The sequence below is a fragment of the Tepidanaerobacter sp. EBM-49 genome, from assembly GCF_001896645.1.
GTDB classification, from domain to species: domain Bacteria; phylum Bacillota; class Thermosediminibacteria; order Thermosediminibacterales; family Tepidanaerobacteraceae; genus Tepidanaerobacter; species Tepidanaerobacter syntrophicus.
In genome coordinates, this window is the sequence record NZ_MPPE01000058.1 from 48,074 (window position 1) to 67,821 (window position 19,748).

At 39.4% G+C, this 19,748-nt stretch carries 23 protein-coding genes and 1 tRNA gene; 21 read left to right on the plus strand and 3 right to left on the minus strand.

Features of this window, described 5'->3' with window-relative positions; all coding sequences use genetic code 11:
- Positions 1-121 precede the first annotated feature (121 nt).
- On the plus strand, positions 122-949 hold the full coding sequence (gene noc / locus BUE08_RS10635; RefSeq protein ID WP_286680917.1) for a nucleoid occlusion protein: 828 nt from the start codon (positions 122-124) through the stop codon (positions 947-949).
- On the opposite strand, the gene BUE08_RS10640 is transcribed toward noc, so the two are convergent.
- The 3 genes from BUE08_RS10640 to BUE08_RS10650 all read right to left on the minus strand — a co-directional run bounded on the left by BUE08_RS10640 (position 946) and on the right by BUE08_RS10650 (position 3,205).
- Positions 946-1,383: an NUDIX hydrolase gene (locus tag BUE08_RS10640; RefSeq protein WP_273039745.1), complete on the minus strand. Its 438-nt coding sequence runs from the start codon at positions 1,381-1,383 to the stop codon at positions 946-948. The two genes, noc and BUE08_RS10640, sit on opposite strands and share 4 nt — an antisense overlap.
- Positions 1,384-1,640: 257 nt before the next feature.
- Positions 1,641-2,402, minus strand: coding sequence for a flagellar motor protein MotB (locus BUE08_RS10645; protein ID WP_286680918.1), 762 nt, complete (start codon positions 2,400-2,402; stop codon positions 1,641-1,643).
- A 2-nt stretch (positions 2,403-2,404) separates the two neighbouring features.
- Positions 2,405-3,205 carry a motility protein A gene (locus BUE08_RS10650; RefSeq protein ID WP_059032102.1) on the minus strand — a complete coding sequence of 267 codons (801 nt, stop codon included), beginning with the start codon at positions 3,203-3,205 and terminating at the stop codon, positions 2,405-2,407.
- Positions 3,206-3,865: 660 nt separating this feature from the next.
- On the opposite strand from BUE08_RS10650, the gene BUE08_RS10655 reads away from it, so the two are divergent.
- The 20 genes from BUE08_RS10655 (at position 3,866) to BUE08_RS10750 (ending at position 19,723) form a co-directional block, all read left to right on the plus strand.
- A complete protein-coding gene (locus tag BUE08_RS10655) occupies positions 3,866-4,627 on the plus strand; it encodes a ParA family protein (RefSeq protein WP_059032330.1) in 762 nt (253 codons plus the stop codon).
- Positions 4,620-5,462, plus strand: a complete 843-nt coding sequence (locus BUE08_RS10660; RefSeq protein WP_059032104.1) for a ParB/RepB/Spo0J family partition protein — start codon at positions 4,620-4,622, stop codon at positions 5,460-5,462. Before BUE08_RS10655 ends, BUE08_RS10660 begins: the two co-directional genes overlap by 8 nt.
- A 728-nt stretch (positions 5,463-6,190) precedes the next feature.
- Positions 6,191-6,880 (plus strand): DUF554 domain-containing protein, encoded by a 690-nt coding sequence (locus tag BUE08_RS10665; RefSeq protein WP_353682121.1) that lies wholly within the window; start codon positions 6,191-6,193, stop codon positions 6,878-6,880.
- A gap of 32 nt (positions 6,881-6,912) precedes the next feature.
- Positions 6,913-7,437: a DUF4446 family protein gene (locus tag BUE08_RS10670; protein ID WP_286680920.1), complete on the plus strand. Its 525-nt coding sequence runs from the start codon at positions 6,913-6,915 to the stop codon at positions 7,435-7,437.
- A gap of 89 nt (positions 7,438-7,526) precedes the next feature.
- The gene (locus tag BUE08_RS10675) at positions 7,527-8,438 is read left to right on the plus strand and encodes a M23 family metallopeptidase (RefSeq protein WP_059032110.1); all 912 of its coding nucleotides are present in this window, start codon (positions 7,527-7,529) and stop codon (positions 8,436-8,438) included.
- An 11-nt stretch (positions 8,439-8,449) separates the two neighbouring features.
- The gene (locus BUE08_RS10680; RefSeq protein ID WP_059032112.1) at positions 8,450-8,872 is read left to right on the plus strand and encodes a bactofilin family protein; all 423 of its coding nucleotides are present in this window, start codon (positions 8,450-8,452) and stop codon (positions 8,870-8,872) included.
- 34 nt (positions 8,873-8,906) lie between these two features.
- Positions 8,907-9,782 (plus strand): diacylglycerol/lipid kinase family protein, encoded by an 876-nt coding sequence (locus tag BUE08_RS10685; RefSeq protein WP_286680921.1) that lies wholly within the window; start codon positions 8,907-8,909, stop codon positions 9,780-9,782.
- Between the two features lie 87 nt (positions 9,783-9,869).
- Positions 9,870-10,409, plus strand: coding sequence for a tetratricopeptide repeat protein (locus BUE08_RS10690; RefSeq protein WP_286680922.1), 540 nt, complete (start codon positions 9,870-9,872; stop codon positions 10,407-10,409).
- Positions 10,410-10,476: 67 nt separating this feature from the next.
- The gene (locus BUE08_RS10695) at positions 10,477-11,052 is read left to right on the plus strand and encodes a CvpA family protein (RefSeq protein WP_273039641.1); all 576 of its coding nucleotides are present in this window, start codon (positions 10,477-10,479) and stop codon (positions 11,050-11,052) included.
- Positions 11,053-11,113: 61 nt separating this feature from the next.
- Positions 11,114-11,968 (plus strand): mechanosensitive ion channel family protein, encoded by an 855-nt coding sequence (locus BUE08_RS10700; protein WP_238142641.1) that lies wholly within the window; start codon positions 11,114-11,116, stop codon positions 11,966-11,968.
- Complete coding sequence (locus BUE08_RS10705; protein ID WP_174221080.1) at positions 11,965-12,177, plus strand: DUF951 domain-containing protein; 213 nt, start codon at positions 11,965-11,967, stop codon at positions 12,175-12,177. The genes BUE08_RS10700 and BUE08_RS10705 overlap by 4 nt, the downstream gene beginning before the upstream one ends.
- A 69-nt stretch (positions 12,178-12,246) precedes the next feature.
- On the plus strand, positions 12,247-12,534 hold the full coding sequence (rpsF, locus tag BUE08_RS10710; RefSeq protein ID WP_059032122.1) for a 30S ribosomal protein S6: 288 nt from the start codon (positions 12,247-12,249) through the stop codon (positions 12,532-12,534).
- A gap of 12 nt (positions 12,535-12,546) precedes the next feature.
- Positions 12,547-12,966: a single-stranded DNA-binding protein gene (locus BUE08_RS10715; RefSeq protein ID WP_059032124.1), complete on the plus strand. Its 420-nt coding sequence runs from the start codon at positions 12,547-12,549 to the stop codon at positions 12,964-12,966.
- Positions 12,967-12,991: 25 nt separating this feature from the next.
- Complete coding sequence (gene rpsR / locus BUE08_RS10720) at positions 12,992-13,216, plus strand: 30S ribosomal protein S18 (protein WP_213950498.1); 225 nt, start codon at positions 12,992-12,994, stop codon at positions 13,214-13,216.
- A 46-nt stretch (positions 13,217-13,262) separates the two neighbouring features.
- Positions 13,263-14,204 (plus strand): YybS family protein, encoded by a 942-nt coding sequence (locus BUE08_RS10725; RefSeq protein ID WP_286680923.1) that lies wholly within the window; start codon positions 13,263-13,265, stop codon positions 14,202-14,204.
- A 38-nt stretch (positions 14,205-14,242) separates the two neighbouring features.
- Positions 14,243-16,219, plus strand: coding sequence for a DHH family phosphoesterase (locus BUE08_RS10730; RefSeq protein WP_213950497.1), 1,977 nt, complete (start codon positions 14,243-14,245; stop codon positions 16,217-16,219).
- A complete protein-coding gene (rplI, locus tag BUE08_RS10735; RefSeq protein WP_059032132.1) occupies positions 16,216-16,662 on the plus strand; it encodes a 50S ribosomal protein L9 in 447 nt (148 codons plus the stop codon). The genes BUE08_RS10730 and rplI overlap by 4 nt, the downstream gene beginning before the upstream one ends.
- Before the next feature lie 8 nt (positions 16,663-16,670).
- A complete protein-coding gene (gene dnaB / locus BUE08_RS10740; protein ID WP_286680924.1) occupies positions 16,671-18,026 on the plus strand; it encodes a replicative DNA helicase in 1,356 nt (451 codons plus the stop codon).
- Between the two features lie 28 nt (positions 18,027-18,054).
- Positions 18,055-19,440, plus strand: coding sequence for an NAD(P)/FAD-dependent oxidoreductase (locus BUE08_RS10745; protein WP_059032335.1), 1,386 nt, complete (start codon positions 18,055-18,057; stop codon positions 19,438-19,440).
- Between the two features lie 207 nt (positions 19,441-19,647).
- Positions 19,648-19,723 (plus strand) — tRNA-Lys (locus BUE08_RS10750).
- Positions 19,724-19,748: the final 25 nt, after the last annotated feature.

Genomic DNA, 19,748 nt, shown 5'->3' on the forward strand with positions numbered 1-19,748 from the left:
ATAAGCCGCAAAAAGGCCTTACGCTATTTAAAACATATACACAGATATTAAGAGGCGCAACAGGGATATGAGAATAGATAAAGGTTTTAAATGTTAGGGAAATGTTAGGGAGGGAGCTTGTGTGTTTGGAATTTCAAAGCCCCATTTAGGTGTTGTAAATATTTCACTAGATGCCATACGGCCTAACTCGCGTCAACCCAGAAAAGAGTTTGACGAAGAATCACTGGATGAGCTTGCAAATTCTATAAAAAATTATGGTATTTTACAGCCCATCGTAGTGCGCCGCACAGGCCGAAACGAGTATGAACTAATTGCCGGAGAGCGCCGTTGGAGAGCATGCCAACGAGCGGGTCTTAAAGAAGTGCCGGCAATAATAAAAGATACAAAAGATGCTGATACTGGGATTCTTGCTTTAATAGAAAATATACAGCGGGAGGATCTGAATTTTTTAGAAGAAGCAGAAGGATACAAACAGCTTATTCAAGAATGCGGCATAACACAGGAGGAACTGGCTGAAAAACTTGGTAAGAGCCAGTCTGCCATCGCAAATAAACTAAGAGTGCTTAAACTTTCCCCACAGATTATTGAAATTATTTCCCGGGAAAAGTTAAGTGAGCGGCATGCCCGAGCCCTTCTAAAATTACCTGATGAAAATTTGCAGCTTCAGGTCTTAAACAAAATCGTGTCAGAAAATCTAACTGTAAGGCAGACAGAAGAAATGATAGAAACTGTCCTCGGAAAGCTTGCTGCGTCTGAAAGGGGCAAAGAAAGAACTCATCCCAAAGAAAAGAGCTTTAAGATAGCGATAAAAGATGTGAGAATTTTTGTAAATTCAGTAAGAAAACTTGTAAAAACAGTTAAAGATGCAGGGATAACAGCTGATTACAGCGAAGTAGACAAAGGAGAGTATATTGAGCTTACTGTAAAACTGCCTAAAAACAAGATTTAATTTTCTTCCCCTTGCAAAGGGCCTACAACAGAAATTGCTTTTTTGAAAAGCGCAGACTGTACATCGGGATATACCAAATTTTCAGGCTGCTGTGTAAAAAATCCTATTTCTTCAACTTCCGAATCGTTTATAGGGGAAAGCTCATAGATTTTTGCATAAAACAGGCGGCCATAGCCTATGTGGTCATCAGATGTTACCATATAGTCACAAAGAGGCTTTATCTCATATTTTACTGCGCCGGTCTCCTCGCGAAGCTCTCGAGATGCCGTGACATTTATATGCTCATCTTTTTCTCTATGCCCTGCCGGCATTTCCCATCCGCCTCTTCCCTTGTTTTTTACGAATACTATCTTGCCTTTGTAAACTGCGAATATTACGGCTATTTCCATTAAATCCTCAGGCACCTTCTCCTTTGGAAATGAACATATATCCATAAAATCACCCTTTAGATTTCAATAAGTAAAATTCTTTTATTATGATTTTTCCCCGCAAAAAAATTAGCCTATTTTCCTAAATTGTGATTAGAGATATTTAACTGCCATCCACCAGCTATTTTAACTAAAATGCAAGCGGTAAACCTTAAGCCTTTTCTTAAGACTGCTTTTAATATTTGCAAGGTTATTAAGATTTGAAAAATGTCGACATTATCAAACCAAAGGACAATTTATTGATTGCTTTTTGGAAGATAAGCTTAATTTCCTAAAAACGGCGGCGATTTATATATAATAATGTCTATCCTACGATTTTTACTCCTATTTACTTCATTGATATTAGGATAAAGCGGATGATATTCACCATAACCTAATGCTATAATACGATGGGGATCGATTCCCTCCTTTTCTACAAGAAAACGTACAACAGTTGTTGCCCGGATCACCGAAAGCTCCCAATTAGACGGAAATTGCTCTGTAGAGATTTTCAAATCATCAGTGGAGCCGGCCACACCAATGTAGTTGGGGACTTTATGAAGATAGTTTGCTACTTCTTTTAAAGCCGGTATAGCCTCAGGCCTTAAATCGGCCTTGCCTTTGTCAAATAATACCGACCCTGTAAAACTTATATTCAACCCTTCCTCACTGAGGAAAAACGAAACCTTTCCGCTCAAATCATTGTTGTTTGCATAATTTGTCAAATCATTTGCAATTTGCTCCAAACTATCTTCCGTGGTTTTGCCTGCCAGCTCAGTTCCGCCTTCTGCGCCAGGTATTAATCCACCACTTTGCATACCTATGTAATTTGTGCCTCCTAAAGCTTGGCCCATAGATTTTGAAAGCGACTGATATTTTGCGGTATCTATTTGTGACATGGCATACATTACTATAAAAAAGGCCATTAGAAGTGTTATCATATCAGAGTATGTTAGCAACCACCGCAATCCTCCTGAATTGTCATGGCCTCCGCCTTCCCCTTCTTCGTTATCTTCGTCATCATAGTTACGTTTTGCTTTTGACACTGTCAGTCACTCCCTTGTGCCGAAACAATAGTTTCCCTATCTCTGGCTTGTGCCATATCCTCAGAAAGTGCCATACTCTTTAGTTGTTCCTCGATTAATTTTGGACTTTTTCCCTCGGCAATTGCTATAAGTCCTTCTAAAATTATTTCATCAGCTAATTTTTGCTGCTTTGCAAGCCTATTTAATTTCCCACTTAAAGGCAGCCAAAATAAATTCGCAATTCCTATGCCGTAAAATGTAGCAAGAAAAGCTACCGCAATCGAAGCTGCAAGTTCATCTGTGTTTGAAATATTTCCCAGCACATGCACAAGCCCCATAACCGTTCCGATTATGCCCATGGTGGGAGAGTAACCGCCAGCCGTTCCCATTATTTCTGCCCCCAGCCTCTCATGGCGCTGCCTTTTTGCGATTTCTGAGGATAAAATAAGTTCCATATAGTCAGTTTCCACAGCATCACTGACCAACATTAGGCCATGGGCAATAAATTTGTTGGAAGATGCGGAAGCTTTAGATTCCAATGAAAGCAATCCTTCCTTTCTCGCGATTTCGGCATATCTAACTATTTCATCGATAATATTATTAAAATTAGGTTCAGAATTTTTAAATGCTTTTACTAAAAATGACGGAAGTTGCATTATTTCTTTCATAGAGTAAGATATCATAGTGCTTCCGATAGTGCCGCCTATAATAAGAATGAATGCTGAAATATTCAACAAGGCAGCAAGAGAACCTCCGGTTATTATTTCTGAAAAAAGCAGTGAGAATATTGCAAGTAACAAACCTAACAGTGAAGCTAAATCCATTTTATATGCACTTCCTCAAAACAGCATATTTTACTCGCCGTAAATACCAAAAACTTAGTGGAAGTATTTTACTATTAAAGAAATTACTTTAAAATTGTACTTAAATTATACAATATTGAATTACAATATAGCAATATCTGTAAAATATATTGTTTTTGAAAGTGAGGTTTGTCAGCTTTAAATTTTACATAAAGTAAAATACTTATAGGATATCTTTAAAATAAAACAGCATAAAATATTCTTTTTTGATACAATATAATTATCAGAAATACCTATCACTTATAGGATAAATATAAACTTATAAAAAGCGGAGGCTTTCATGGAATTAATTCGGCCTCTGTGAATCGGCCTCGACAAGTAAATATATTTCAGCTATCATTTTAGTTAAGGAAAGTTTTTATAAGAAGCAAAACATTTTTGGAGGACAACCTTTTAGCTATTTAAAGAATTTAAGTTATTTACCGGACTTTTTATCTTTAATTTTAAGACTTCAATAGAGCTGCTGCTCTAAAAACTTTTAACTAAAAATCTTTATCCGAAATTTTATAATCCTAAATAATTGTCGCCTTAGAAAGCGTGACATTTAGAAACGCAATATATATAAGTTTTGAAAGGAGGGCAGAAACAACAGGCGCAACAGTGCTTGCTGTTTCAATAACCATGGCAAGAGTTATAGCCGTAGCAAATCAAAAAGGCGGGGTAGGCAAGACCACAACTTCCATAAATCTTGCCGCGTGTTTAGGCGTGCTTGGGGAAAAAGTGCTGCTAATTGACATCGATCCTCAGGGAAATAGTACCAGCGGTGTGGGCATTGACAAAATGATGATTAAAAAAACCATATACAATGTCTTAGTAAATGAAGAACCCATAGAAGAAAATATAATCGAAACCGAGTATGAAAATCTATATATATTGCCTTCGAATATCCAATTGGCGGGAGCTGAAGTGGAACTGGTGCCTGCGATTTCAAGGGAACACAAATTGAAAAACGCCATTGAGGGCATCCGCGATAAATATGATTTTATAATAATCGATTGTCCACCTTCCTTAGGACTTCTTACTTTAAATGCCCTGACAGCTGCTGATACTGTTCTTGTTCCGATTCAATGTGAATATTACGCTTTAGAAGGCTTAGGACAGCTCCTTAGCACGATCTCGCTTGTACAAAAATATCTCAACAAGAGCATTGAAGTGGAAGGCGTGCTTCTTACCATGTTTGATGCTAGGACTAATTTGTCAATGCAGGTGGTTGAGGAAGTCAAAAAGCATTTTAAAAGCAAGGTCTATAAGACTATTATTCCCCGTAACGTCCGATTAAGTGAGGCTCCAAGCCATGGAAAACCAATCATAAGCTATGATTCAAAATCCAAAGGATCAGAGGTTTACATGGAGCTTGCAAAGGAGGTTTTAGGTATTGAATAAGCATGGATTAGGTAGAGGCCTTGATGCGCTGATTCCTACTGAACAAGAAGGAATAGAAACCATACAAGAGATAAATATAGATGAGATCGTTGTAAACAATAAACAACCGCGAAAAGATTTTGATGAAGAAAAGCTAGAGGAGCTGGCTGCTTCCATGGAGCAGCATGGCGTCTTACAGCCGGTGATTCTGAGAAAAGTAGGTAGAGGCTATGAGTTAGTAGCCGGTGAGCGCAGGTGGAGAGCAGCAGCAAAAGCCGGAATAAAAAAGATTCCTGCGGTTGTAAAAGAACTTTCAGATGGGGATGTACTTGAAATAGCTCTTATTGAAAATTTGCAGCGTGAGGACTTAAACCCTATTGAGGAGGCTTCGGCCTATAAGCAGCTTATGGATGAGTTTGGACTTACACAGGAAGAACTTGCAAAACGAGTCGGCAAAAGCAGGTCACAAATTGCAAATACGTTGCGGCTACTGAATCTTGAAGAAGAAATTTTGAAATTTATATTTGAAGGCAAACTTACTGCAGGCCATGCGCGAGCCCTTCTTTCGATTGAAGACAAAAAATTGCGCTATGGGCTTGCGAAAAAAATAAGTAATGAGGGACTATCGGTTCGCCAAGCAGAGCAACTTGCACAAAATTTGCTGCAGAAGAAAGAGAAGAAAAGTTCTCGCCAAACAACTATAAGCCCCATTATGTCAGATATCGCAGAAAAACTGCAGCAAAGTCTCGGCACGAAAGTTCGGATAAGAGGCAGTGAAAAACGGGGCAAGATAGAGATAGAGTTTTACTCTAGCGAGGAACTCGAAAGAATACTTGAAGTTATAGCAGAACAATAACTGTTTATCTGAAATGACTCCGAGCGTCCAAAAGGAATAAATTTTTGGGACATTTGGGTGTAAGACTGCTTTGATTTGCAATTCAATCTTATATGTGCTAATGTAATTTTAAGGTTTTTGAGTCTCTAGAATTGAAAAAACTTAAAATGTTTCACGTGAAACATTTTCGAAAAACTAATCATAATTGCTGGATTTGGAGCAGTTGGCAGCAATATAAATCTATGTAAAACTCGGTCCTACGGTTTTTAAAATAAGGAATTTAAGGGGGCTGCACTGAGCCCCCCACGTTCTTTTATAGAGTTTTTTCTGTTATATCCATACTTGAAAATCAAGCTACATATTAAAGTGTAGGCCGCCAAAAAGTATAGAACTTATTATAAGCAACCTAAAAGCCTGCCAATAAGTGAGCTCTTTTAGATTAAAGACTTGAGGCATCGTGATATTCCAAAGCCACTGGAAAATCTTTACTACTGCAAAAAACAAGATAACAACCGCAAAAACAGAGAAAAGCAAAAAAGCAGTATTTGGAAAGTAAAAACCTTTATGAATCAAAATTACACCTTCTTCCTTATGGTTTTGTACATTTTAGCATAAAAGCTGTTTACATGCGATGATAGATTGAAATATTTTAAAAAATGATGATAAAATGCCTAATCAAAGCAAGGTCTTTACGGTAGACGCAGCTAGTGATAAAATTGAAAAAACAAAGACATCAAGGGGCGAAAACATTGCTTGGCACTATCGTAAATGTTCTTACAATTATTTTAGGCACACTGCTTGGAACAGCGCTTAAAAACAGATTTGATGAAAAAATTAAAAATACCGTTATGCAAGGATTGAGCCTTACAGTAATGGTCATAGGGATTTCAATGGCGGTAAAGACTGAAAACATGTTAGTGCTTACACTTAGTGTGGTTATAGGCGGGATTATCGGTGAACTGTTGAAAATAGAAGAAAGGCTTGATGGTTTGGGAAGAAAGCTCGAAGCTCAGTTTACAGATGAAAGTGGCAGCTTTACCCGTGCCTTTGTAACAGCGAGCCTGATGTACTGTGTAGGAGCCATGGCGGTTTTAGGCTCTATTCAAAGCGGCCTTAACCAAAATTATGATATCCTCTTTGTAAAATCTCTACTTGACGGCACAACAGCCATCGTTTTTTCATCTACAATGGGAATCGGTGTGGCTTTTTCAGCGATACCTGTGCTCCTTTATCAAGGGGCAATTACTCTGGCGGCTTCATCTGTAAAAGACCTTTTAACTGCTTCGGTTATTACCGAAATGTCAGCTGCAGGGGGCCTTCTGATCTTTGGCATAGGAATTAATATGCTAAATACTAAAGTTACAATCAAAGTGGGTAATCTGCTGCCGGCTATATTTGCGGCAATCCCACTTGCGATAATCCTTGCCGGTCTGTCTTGAATATCTTAATAAACCTTATGGAGGAATATTAGGTGGCAATAGAAAATTACATTAATAGTTTGAACGAAATTTTTGAAAAAAATTCAGGAAGCATCCTCCTGCTTGTCACAATTGGGCTTGGTATTTTACTTATAATTACAATAAGATCTAATATGAAGCTCTCAAAGACTATGAAAATGTATAAAACTCTTATGGAAGGGACAAAGGGCGAAAATCTTGAAAGCTTGTTAATACGTCAGGCGCGGCGCACAGATGACATCAGCAGTGAAATAGCAGACATGAAGCGAGCCATGGCAAAGATGGCAGAAGAAAACCGTGAAATGATAAAGAAAGTCGCCTGGAAACGATATAATGCCTTTTCCGATATGGGAAGCGATCTGAGCTTTTCACTGGCATTACTAAATGACAGAAATTGCGGTGTAATAATTACAAGCATTTACGGAAGGGATGAAAATCGGATTTACCTAAAACCTGTAAACTCCGGAAAAAGCAGTTATACCCTTTCTCCGGAAGAAGAGGAAGTAATTATGCGAGCCCTCTCAAATAAAAATATGTAATATTTTTAGAAGGACTTTTGAAAGCTGTGGCGAATAATAAATTTGTGTACATAAAAATTGTTAGGGGGATTAGGCGGTGATTATTCAGAGTGAAGGATGAAAAAGAGAAATTCACGATGATGGTAATTCCCCACTCGGGTAAGGCCACATTTGCGATTTCAGTATCCCTTAAGACCTTGAAAATTGCAGGTGGATTACTTGCTGCAATATTTCTTATCTCGATGATTTTTGCAACAAATATTTACATATCTCGCAACAAATTTAAAAATAAGGCTGAAGAACTTTCGGCTGTGGCAAAGGACTATAACGCCCTTCAAAATCAGCTGGAATTTTTTATGAAGAAAACAAGTGATCTAGAAGAAAAAATGGCACAAATAGAAAAGCTAGACGCGGATTTAAGGGATTTGCTGGCAAATGATCCTGTTTTAAAAAACAGTGCCACAATTCAAAGCAGCAAGACCGCTACGAAAAGAACGACCCTCCCAAGCCGCGGCAGCATAGACAGAGAAAGATTCATAAATAAGCTAGAAGTATTGGAAGAAAAGATTCCAGAAGAAGAACAAAGTTTAAAAGAGCTAAAGGATGCAGTTATTCAGCGAATCGATCTGATAGCACATACCCCTACAATATATCCGGTGCAAGGTGAGATAACATCTGATTTTGGCTACCGCAGATCACCTTTTGGAACTCGGCAGGAATTTCATGATGGAGTAGATATAGGTGCATCCTATGGTACAACAGTTGTAGCAACAGCTGACGGAATGGTAACTTTCACAGGTTATCAGGCGGGATATGGGAGAACGGTTACTATAAGCCATGGTTATGGCCTTGAAACCTCATACTGCCATAATTCGAGCATACTCGTAAAGGCGGGACAGCAAGTAAAAAAAGGTCAGGCGATCGCAAAAGTGGGAAATTCCGGAAGAAGCACAGGTCCGCATCTTCATTATATGGTAAAACTTAATGGACAGCTCCAAGATCCAAAAAATTATCTAGAGTGAGGAGGAATTACGTGTTTGGAAAAAAAGATGAACCCATAATAACAAATTCAGATAAAATAGATACGATTTTAGGGAAAAATGCTAAATTTACAGGCACAATAAAAGCCTCAGGCCTTATGCGCATAGAAGGCCAATTTGATGGCGATATGGAATGCGATGGAGACTTGATTGTAGGAGAAGGCGCAAAAGTTACTGCAAATGTTAAGGCAAGAAATGCCATAGTTGCAGGGGCATATGAGGGAAATATTTGCTTGGACGGCAAGTTGGAACTTAAAAATACAGGTAAACTAACAGGGGACGTAAAGGCAGCTGGCCTACTTGTTGAAGATGGAGCTTTTTTTAACGGAAAATGTGAAATGAAAGGCGAGACACAAAAAAGTGAGCCGATTCCTATTAAAAAGAATAAAAGTGCAGAAACGTCAAACCCAACTTAAAGTTGGGTTTTGCTTTGTATAAGGTGGGAGATACTTGAAAACATTGTTTATAATCAACCCTGTTGCAGGAAGAAAGAGAAGCGCCAAAGTATGGAAGGATATAAGGCCTTATATAAATTTTCCATACGAATATGAATTTACACAGGGATGCGGCGATGCAACACAAATTGCAAAACATGCCAAAAAACTAGGCTATGAGGTTATAGTTACAGTTGGAGGAGACGGCACAATATCAGAAGTTGTAAACGGCATTGCAGGAAGTGATATAAGGCTTGGAATAATTCCTGCAGGAACCGGCAACGATTTTGGAAAGACACTTAAGATACCTGAAAATCCGCGCTATGCCCTTGAAATCATTGAAGAGGGAAAAAATCTTGCTTTTACAGATTTGGGAAAGTTTCAGGATGGTTACTTTATCAATATAGCAGGAGCTGGTTTTGATGCAGAAGTTGCTAATATGACAAATTCAAATCTAAAATTTTTAAACGGAACCTTAGCCTACGTGACAAGTCTTGTCTGGAATCTTGCGCGCTATAGTCCCTGCAACGCTGTGATCACAGTTGACGGGAAAAAATACTTTCGCAAGCCCTGGCTTGTACTTGCCGCAAATGCACGCTACTTCGGAGGAGGCATGATGATAAACCCAGACGGTATAATAAATGACGGATTGCTCGATGTGTGCATTATAAATGATATGAGTAGAGCTGAAATCTTGCGGTTCCTACCTTCGGTATTTACAGGAAGCCATAAAAAGCATCGCTGTTTTGAGGTTATAAGAGGGAAAAATGTTGAAATAGAATTTGCTAAACCTGTAAGGGTGCAGGTAGACGGAGATGCAAAAGGATTCACGCCGGTGCGGTTTTCAATAGTAAATAGGGCATTGAGCGTTATAACCCCTGTGAAAGATTAAAATATTGCAGAGTTTAAAAAAGGTTTTTGGAATAAAATATAGAATGTTAATATAAAGAAGTTTTATAGAAACAGAGGGAGATTTTTTGTGGATGAACTCATGATGGAAGCCGAAAAGCATCTAGAGTGCGGCGAATACGAAGAAGCGCGCCGCATATACGAGCAAATAATAAATGATGAGCCGGATAATGCAAAAGCATATAACAAATTAGGGGTTATTGCAGCCTATGAAAAAAATAATGAAGAAGCCGAAGCTTATTTTAAAAAGGCGCTAGAACTGGATCCGAAACTTTCCTCCGCAGCCAGCAACTTAGGTAACATTTTTTTTGAAAAGGAAGAATTAGAAAAAGCAAGGGAATGTTACGAAAAAGCCATAGACCTGGATCCGGACAACCCAATTCCTTACAATAATCTTGCGGTAATTTATAAGAAACAAAAAGAAATAGATAAATTTGTAAAATTCTACAAAAAATCAGTAGAGCTTTCCAATAAGCAGCTGAGAAACCCGCAAAAAGATAAACCGGGCAAAAGACAAAGGGCAACATCTTCATACACCGGTACGGGTATATTGGGTTTTATTGCAGTAGCTTTAATTTTATATGTCTTAATCAGGCTTTTTAAGGGGTAATATCGGCTGCACGTTCTCTGCCTCGAGCTTATAAGCTTGTAGACGGCAAAACAGGGGAGGCGGCAATATGGACAATATGAACTGGGTAGATATTGTTTTAATTGCCTTTTTTATAAAAAGCTTTATAAATGGTTTTTCAAAGGGCTTTATATTAGCTGCATTTAAGACGGCCGGAGTTGTCATTGGCATATGGGCAGGCATATTTTATAGAGATACAGCTGCAGACTTTCTTAAAAACCGTTTAGGCTTAGATAAAGTTCTGAGTAAACTATTACAAGAGCCGATTTTAAACAATTCAGGTCCTGTAAGCGCAATAAACACAAACGGTATTGCTGACCTTGCTTTAAAAGCTCTCGGTTTTTTTGCGGTATTTTTATTGGTCCAGTTGGGATTTGTACTTATTGCTCATTTTATCGGCGGATTGATAAAAATAGTCGGCTTGTCACCACTTAATAAGCTTTGTGGCGGAATATTCAACGTAGTGCAGACAGCCCTATGGATTGCCATATTAAACACTGTAATATTTCCTTTTATTGTTGCATTCCCCGAAAATTTTCTAGAAAAAGGTTTAAATGCCTCGTATATTTTAAATCATTTAAGATTTTTGGACTTCATCAGCCCTATTGTGATAAAATTTATATAAAGCGTTTGTAAAAAACTCTGTTTGCTCAGCTTTATCGTGAGGTGACGGTGTTTTGAATAATATGTCACAACTATATAATGATTTACTTAGCAAACTTCCTGCATTTGCTGTACCCCTTGTAAAAATTTTAATAGTGTGGTATGCGGCAGTCATATTTATCAAGATTGCGGAAAGATTTGTAACACAGGTTTTTTCAAGAGGGCACTATGGCAAACAACCTGTCGATGAAAACAAGACAAGGACTATGGCAAGCCTTTTAAAAAGCATTGTAAGGTATGGGACATATTTTGTGGCAGGTGTGAATATCCTGGATATTCTGGGAATAAATACTGCGTCTTTGCTTACAGCTGCAGGAATAGGTGGTCTTGCCTTCAGCTTTGGAGCTCAAAATCTGGTAAAAGATGTTATATCCGGCTTTTTCATTATACTAGAAGATCAGTACAATATAGGAGATTATATTGAGGCGGCGGGTGTTGGGGGAACAGTTGAAGAAATAGGTATCAGAACAACAAAACTTCGGGATTTCGGGGGACAACTGCACACCATTCCTAACGGAGAAATAACAAAAGTTACAAATCATTCGCGAGGCGCCATGAGGGCAATGGTTACAGTAGGCGTAGCTTATGAAGAAAACTTGCCGGATGCCCTTGAAGCACTAAAAAGTGCCTGTGAGGAAGTTACTAAAAATAATCAAGAGATATTAGTTGAAGCTCCTTCGATACTTGGCATAGCAAATTTAGGAAAAACTGATATAGAAATAAGTATACTTGCAAAAACAATCCCAATGCAGCAGTGGAATGTGGAAAGACAGCTTAGGAAAGCAATTTTGGAAAAATTTGGTGAAAATGAAATAGAGCTACCATATCCCAGGATGGTATACATAAAAAGAGAAAGCAAAAGGGGGAAGGACAATTGACGTATAATGTGGGCGACGTAGTTCAAATGAAGAAAAAGCACCCCTGCGGCAGCGATACCTGGCAAATATGGAGAGTCGGTATGGACTTTGGAATAAAATGCACAGGCTGCGGCCGAAAAGTAATGATTCCCCGAAACAAATTTGAAAAAAGCGTTCGAAAAATTCTAGTTCAAGCAAAAAATGATGAACTTGAAAACAAAATTGATTAATGGTATAATACCTTCGGCATCTCTGCTCTGGAAAAACCGGGGCCGATTTAGTCCATGGAGGTGAAAAAGATGAGAAATTATGAGACCGTATTTATTGTTGACCCTGATCTTGAAACAGATGAAGTAAAATCACTTGTTGACAAATTTAAGGGTCTGATCGAAGAGCAAGGCGGACAGGTTTCAGATGTCGAAGAATGGGGCAAGATGAGACTTGCATACCCAATAAACGACAAACGAGAAGGGTATTATTTCTTAATGAATTTTACCGCAAACCCCGCAACAGCTCAGGAGCTGGAAAGAATTTACAAGATTACCAGCGGACTCATGAGATTTTTAGTTGTCAACAAAGAAAAATAAGAGGTGGAAACCTTGCTAAACAGAATTGTATTGATAGGCAGATTGACAAGGGATCCGGAACTTAGATTTACACCGGCTAACGGCGTTCCAGTAACTCAATTTACTATAGCTGTAGACAGGCCTTTTGTAAATCAAAAAGGTGAAAGAGAAGCGGATTTTATAAGAATCGTAGCATGGCGGAAACTTGCTGAAATATGTTCTGCAAACCTTACAAAAGGACGCCTTGTAGCAGTTGAAGGACGCCTGCAGATTAGGTCATATGACGGAAAAGACGGCCAGCGCAAATATGTGACAGAGGTCGTAGCTGATACTGTCCAGTTTTTGGATAAAGCCAAATCCGGACCCAATGATGACAGTCCTGACAATTTTGATGCAGATTTTAGTTTTGATCCCGGCTTAGATGACATAGAGGGCGACGGAGTGCCTTTCTAAAAGCAATTGAAAGGAGGAATATAACTTGAAACCAAAAAGAGTTAAAAAGAAAAAAGTTTGCAGTTTTTGTGCAGATAAGATAGAACATATCGATTATAAGGAATATGGCCGCTTACGGAAATATATAACTGAGCGTGGCAAGATCCTGCCTCGGCGCATCACAGGCAATTGCGCAAAACATCAACGGCAGCTTACAATTGCAATAAAAAGAGCAAGGAATCTCGCTTTGCTACCATTTACATCGGAATAGAGAGGGTCTACCCTCTCTTTTTTGCCATAACAAGGAGGTAAATTTGATGCAATCCAATAGCACCAAATCTCTTATCGAGGGAGCGCTGCTTGCCGCAATAAATGTTATCCTCAGTTTAATGGCGATATATATGCCGATAATGGGCACATTTGCTACCTTGGTATGGCCGGTGCCAATCGTCATACTTGTTGTAAGACATGGGATAAGGACGGCCACGCTTTCTATGATAGTAGCCGGCATAATAGTAGCAATGGTAAGCGGTCCCTTCCAAGCTGTAGGCATTGTACTAGGTTTCGGAATTTTAGGCCTGGTTATAGGATGGGCTATAAAAAAAGATGCTTCTCCTTTTAAAGTAATAGCCTTTGGCAGTGTAGCTTCCATGATTTCTATTTTGATACTAATGCTTATTAGCATGTGGGTAATTGGGATAAATCCCATTACACAAGAACTAGACATTTTAAAAGAATCAATTTCGATGACCACTGAATTTTACAATAAACTCGGTGTAGATCCTAAAGCAATAGAAACCACAGTCGAAAGTTTTAACAAAGCTTTAGACATCTTACCTCTTATAATTCCTGCCATCTTCATAATAGCATCAGTTTTTGATGCATTCCTAACCTATATGATTACAAAGGCAGTAATGTCGCGCATGGGACAAAAGCTTAGAGATTTTACTCCATTTGTCTTGTGGCGGTTTCCGGATTATACTGTAGCAATTTTCCTTTTAGGAAGCGTATTGGTAATGTTAGAGCCATATTGGCCAAAGGGAATACTTAAGGCTATTGGAATGAATTTGGTTATTGTTTTTGGATGCATACTTTTTCTACAAGGCTTGTCACTGCTCACTTATTACCTTGCAAAATTTAACGTAGGAAAATTCTTTAGGGCCATTATTGCTTTCTTTGTCCTTTTCAATCCTTTATTCTTACAAATAGTGTTTTTCGCAGGCTTCTTTGATGTTCTGTTCAATTTTCGCAAGATATAGTTAAATGCAAAACATAATTATCATGCGAGGTATTTGCCATGACACAAAAAAGTAAGAAACGAGTCCTTTGGGCGGCAGTTTTCTTTACAGCGATTCTTGCCGCAATCACCTGTATATTTTACGACTACAAAATAGCGGCAGCGCTTTTACCTATTCTCGCTCTGCTCCTTTACTACTTGTTGTCTGCAAAGGAAGGTAAGCCCTTGCCTTCAATTATCGAACCTACAGTGTCTTTTAATAAGGCGCTTTGGAAAGAAATAGCGAATAAGACAAGTTCTGCCATTGCCCTTACGGGCGCAAACGATAGGATAATCTGGGAAAATATGGCTTTTACAAATAAAATCCAAAAACCAGGTCAGCGTATATCCCATGTAGTTGATATATTATCTGCTGATGTGCTTGAAACCTTAGAGAAAGAACCGGCAGAAGTTGACATTGGCAGTGAGCGCTTTTTAGTCAAAAAGGTCAAAATCCAGGCTAATAACAAGAAACCTGAAAAGATGCTCCAGATTTATTATTTTGACGATATAACACAGATATACAATCTAAAGCTGCAGCTTAGAGAAAAAGAGACTGTGGTCTGTTATGTTTATGTAGACAATTTTGATGAAGTCATGGTAGCTTGTGGAGAAGAAAACCGATTAGAACTTCTTGCAGAGATAGATAAAACAATAACAAAATGGGTATATAATTACAACGGACTTGTGAGAAAATACGATAATGACAAATATTTGGTACTAATGAGCCTAAAGGATTTTAAGAAGGCAGAGGAAGCAAAGCTGAATATACTCGATGCGATTCGAGAAATTAAGGCAGGCAAAACTATGACTCCGACGCTCAGCATAGGAGCGGCTTACGGTGAGCCATCTTTAACAAAAGCGGGAAAAATAGCGCAAAACGCTTTAGAGCTTTGTCTTGGCAGAGGCGGAGACCAGGCAGTAGTGAAAGCTGAAGGAAAGACGTATTTTTACGGCGGCAAGACCGAAGAAATGAACAAATACAGCCGTGTCAGAGTCAGAGTAATTGCTCATGCACTGGGGGATTTAGTGGAAGAGTCGGACTCGGTGATGATAATAGGACACCTGTTTTTAGACATGGATGCCCTTGGAGCTGCGGCGGGCCTGGCAAATGCGGTAAAAAGCATGAATAAACCGGGATATATAATCTTGACCCCTGAACAAACATCGTCGGTTGATTCCCTTCTTGAACTCCTACTTACAGATGAGGAGATAAAGGGAAGCTTTATTGAGGAATCTGAAGCATTAAACAAGATTACTAAAAAGACTCTGCTTATAGTTGTAGATACACATAAGCCTTCACTTTTAATGTCGCAAAAAATTCTTGAGAAAGCCGAAAGAGTAGTTGTAATAGATCACCACCGCCGAGGCGAAGAATTTATAGATAAGGCATTGCTTGTTTATTTAGAACCCTATGCATCGTCAACCAGCGAGATAGTAACAGAGATAATACAATACATGGGCGATGATATTAAAATTTCACCAATCGTTGCAACTGCCATGCTAGCAGGTATTGCGGTAGATACGCGTAACTTTGCGTTTAAAACCGGCGCCCGGACCTTTGAAGCAGCTTCGTATCTTAGACGAGCAGGAGCAGATCCCACTATGGTATACAAACTATTTCAAGAGGATGCAGATGCGGTTTACGAAAGGGCAAAGGTACTGCAAAGAGCGCAGCAGGTGGCAGAACATGTGGTTATTTCATATTTTGATGAGGAACCTAAAAATCCGACAGTTGCAGCTGCTCAGGCTGCCAATGGCCTTATAGGACTAAAGGGAATTTCTGCCTCCTTTGTTTTAGCCCCCATGGGAGAAAGGATAACAATAAGCGCTCGTTCTTTAGGAGATATAAACGTTCACAGAATTTTGGAGGAATTAGGCGGAGGCGGACATATGACCGTAGCGGGAGCTCAACTTTCTAATGTGACTATGGAAGAGGCTATTGAAAAAGTTAAAGAGGCAATTTTGAAACACTTGAAGGAAGGTGAAACAAATTGAAGGTTATATTACTGGAAGATGTGAAGAGTCTCGGAAAAAGAGGAGACATGGTGAATGTAGCCGATGGTTATGCAAGAAATTACTTATTTCCCAGGAATTTGGCCATTGAAGCTACAGAAGGAAGCGTAAAGCAATTAGAACAGGAAAAAGCCGCAATGGAGAAAAAGAAGCAAAAAGAGATAGAGACGGCAAAAAAGATTGCTGAGAAACTTTCAAATATGACGGTCACAATCAAAGTAAAATCAGGGGAAAACGGAAAATTGTTTGGTTCGGTTACATCTAAAGATGTGGCGGATGCGCTAAAAACGCAGTGCAAAATTAACATAGATAAGCGTAAAATAGAGCTTGATGAACCGATAAAATCTCTTGGAAATTATGCAGTTGAAGTAAAACTTGCGCCCGAGGTGCAGACAAAACTTACTGTTAAAATAGTCGAAGGGTGACGACATATATGGACAGCTTGAAAGTTCCTCCATATAATCTAGAGGCAGAGCAGTCGGTTTTAGGATCAATGCTTTTATCGAAAGAAGCCATTGTTGTAGCTGCTGAAAAGCTTCAGCCCCAAGATTTTTATAAAGATTCTCATAAAAGTATATTTGAAGTTATAGTAAATTTGTATGAAAACAGAGAGCCGGCAGATCTTGTAACAGTAACAGAGGCTCTAAGATCTGCCAAAATATTGGAACAAATCGGCGGCGTGACTTATCTTACTTATCTTACGGAGGTAGTACCTACTGCCGCAAATGTAGAATACTACTGCAAGATTGTGGAAGAAAAGGCGATTATCCGACGACTTATCAATACTACCTCCGAAATATTATCTATGGCATATGATGCCCAACGCGAAGTGGAAGAGCTTTTAGATGAAGCCGAGCGAAGAATTTTTGAGATTGCACAAAAAAGACGCGTTGAAAACTTTCATCATATAAAAGAGATACTGTTTGACACATTTGAACATATAGAAAAACTATACAATTCTGCAGGAGGAATTACCGGCGTGCCTACCGGTTTTCCCGACCTTGACGAAAAAACTTCCGGTTTGCAGCCATCAGACCTTATCCTTATTGCTGCAAGACCCAGCATGGGTAAAACTGCCTTTGCTTTAAACATCGCACAGAATGCCGCGATTCGCCACAGTATTCCTGTAGCCATCTTTAGCTTGGAAATGTCCAAAGAACAGTTAGTTCAGCGAATGCTTTGCGCCGAATCTAATGTGGACAGCCACAAACTTAGGACGGGAAGACTAGAAGAAGAGGATTGGCCAAGGCTGGCAAGGGCTATGGGGCCGCTTTCAGAGGCACCGATTTATATAGATGATACTCCCGGCATTTCTTCTTTAGAACTTAGGGCAAAAGCAAGAAGATTGAAAGCAGAAAAAGGTCTAGGTCTTGTAATAATTGATTATCTTCAGCTTATGTCAGGCCGTATAGGTTCTGAAAACCGGCAGCAAGAGATTTCCGAAATTTCTCGTGCACTTAAGGCTTTAGCAAGAGAACTTTCGGTGCCGGTTGTAGCTCTTTCACAGCTTTCACGAGCACCGGAAATGAGAGCCGATCACAAGCCGATTTTAAGTGATCTTCGTGAGTCAGGCAGTCAGGAGCAGGACTCTGATGTAGTAGCATTTTTGTACAGGGAAGATTACTACAATCCGGATACGGATAAAAAGAATATTGCAGAAGTAATAATTGCCAAACAGCGCAACGGCCCTACAGGCACTGTGGAGCTGGTATGGCTTCCTAAATTCACAAAATTTGCTAGCTTGGAGAAATTTCGTCAAACTCAAGTTAGCTCAAAAATTAATGTATAAACTTTTGGAACTGAAAGTAGGTATTTTTATGCGCGAAAAATATGACGTAATTATAGTAGGAGCCGGCCCTGCCGGCATTTTTACAGCCCTTGAGCTTATAGAACATGCCCCCGAGCTTTCAATACTTGTTATTGAAAAAGGAGAAGATATCGAGAAACGAAAATGCCCCTTGAAAGAAAAAACCAGCACCAAATGCATGCGTTGCAACCCATGTTCGATTGTGAGCGGGTGGGGAGGGGCAGGAGCTTTCAGTGATGGTAAGCTTACACTTACCACAGAATTCGGGGGCTGGCTTGATGAATATTTGCCAAAAGAAGAAGTAATGGAATTAATAAATTATGTGGACAGCATATACGTAAGATTTGGCGGGACAAAGGAAATCTATGGCACAGAAGATGAAAAAATTCGAGAGCTGCAACGAAAAGCAGCTACTGCTGATTTAAGACTCATACCTGCAAAATTAAAACATCTTGGAACTGAAACCTGCGCAAAAATATTAAAAAATATGAAGGATTATCTGGAACAAAAAGTCCAGATAAAAACAAATACTGAGGTTATAAAACTCATTGTTGAAGATACCCGAGTGCGAGGAATAAAAACCGCAGATGGCAATGAATATTTTGCCGATTATGTAGTCGTGGTGCCTGGCAGGGAGGGATCTGAGTGGTTTTCAAAGCAAGCAGGTTCTTTAAAGCTTCCAATGTCGATTAACCCTGTGGACATCGGAGTTAGAGTAGAGGTTCCGGCTGTTATAATGGAAGATTTAACTGATGTAGTATATGAATCAAAACTAATATACTATTCCAAGTCCTTTGATGATAAAGTCCGGACTTTTTGTATGAATCCCTATGGCGAAGTAGTTATGGAAAACAACAATGGTCTTGTAACGGTAAATGGCCATAGCTATTCCGACCGCAGAACAGAAAACACAAACTTTGCACTGCTGGTAAGCAAGACATTTACTGAGCCTTTTAAGGAGCCCATCGCATATGGCAAGAATATTGCGACACTGGCGAATATGTTAGGCGGCGGTGTACTTGTCCAGAGGCTTGGAGACTTGCTTTCAGGAAGAAGGTCTACGCCTGAACGCATAAAAAGAGGACTGGTGGAGCCTACTTTAAAAGAAGCAACGCCGGGAGACTTGAGCCTAGTATTTCCTTACAGGCATATGGTAAGCATCTTAGAGATGTTAGAGGCCCTAAGCAAAGTTGTGCCTGGCGTAAATTCCTATCACACCCTGCTTTATGGTGCAGAAGTCAAATTTTACTCGGCTCGTCCGGCGCTGACCTCTAGTCTTGAGACGCAAATAAAAAATCTTTTTGCAGCAGGGGATGGAGCTGGCGTGACTCGTGGCCTCGCCCAGGCATCGGCTTCGGGAGTAATAGTTGCAAGGGAGATATTAAAACGTGTATAAGATTTAACAGCACAGGAGAACATACACAAGGAGCAGGGGAAGGAACATGGGACGGTTAGAGACTGCTGAAAAACTAATCTTTTCATCCTAACTGCATCAAAAAACAACACGAAAGAACCGTCTCTGTGCTCGCTTCTCTGCTCGCTTTTTAAAAAAAGGGTTGACAGCCTAAAACTTTTATAGTAATATAGTAACTGCTGTTTTAATGAGCCATTAGCTCAGTCGGCAGAGCACCTGACTTTTAATCAGGGCGTCCCGCGTTCGAGTCGCGGATGGCTCACCATTTGTGGCCCCGTGGTCAAGTGGTT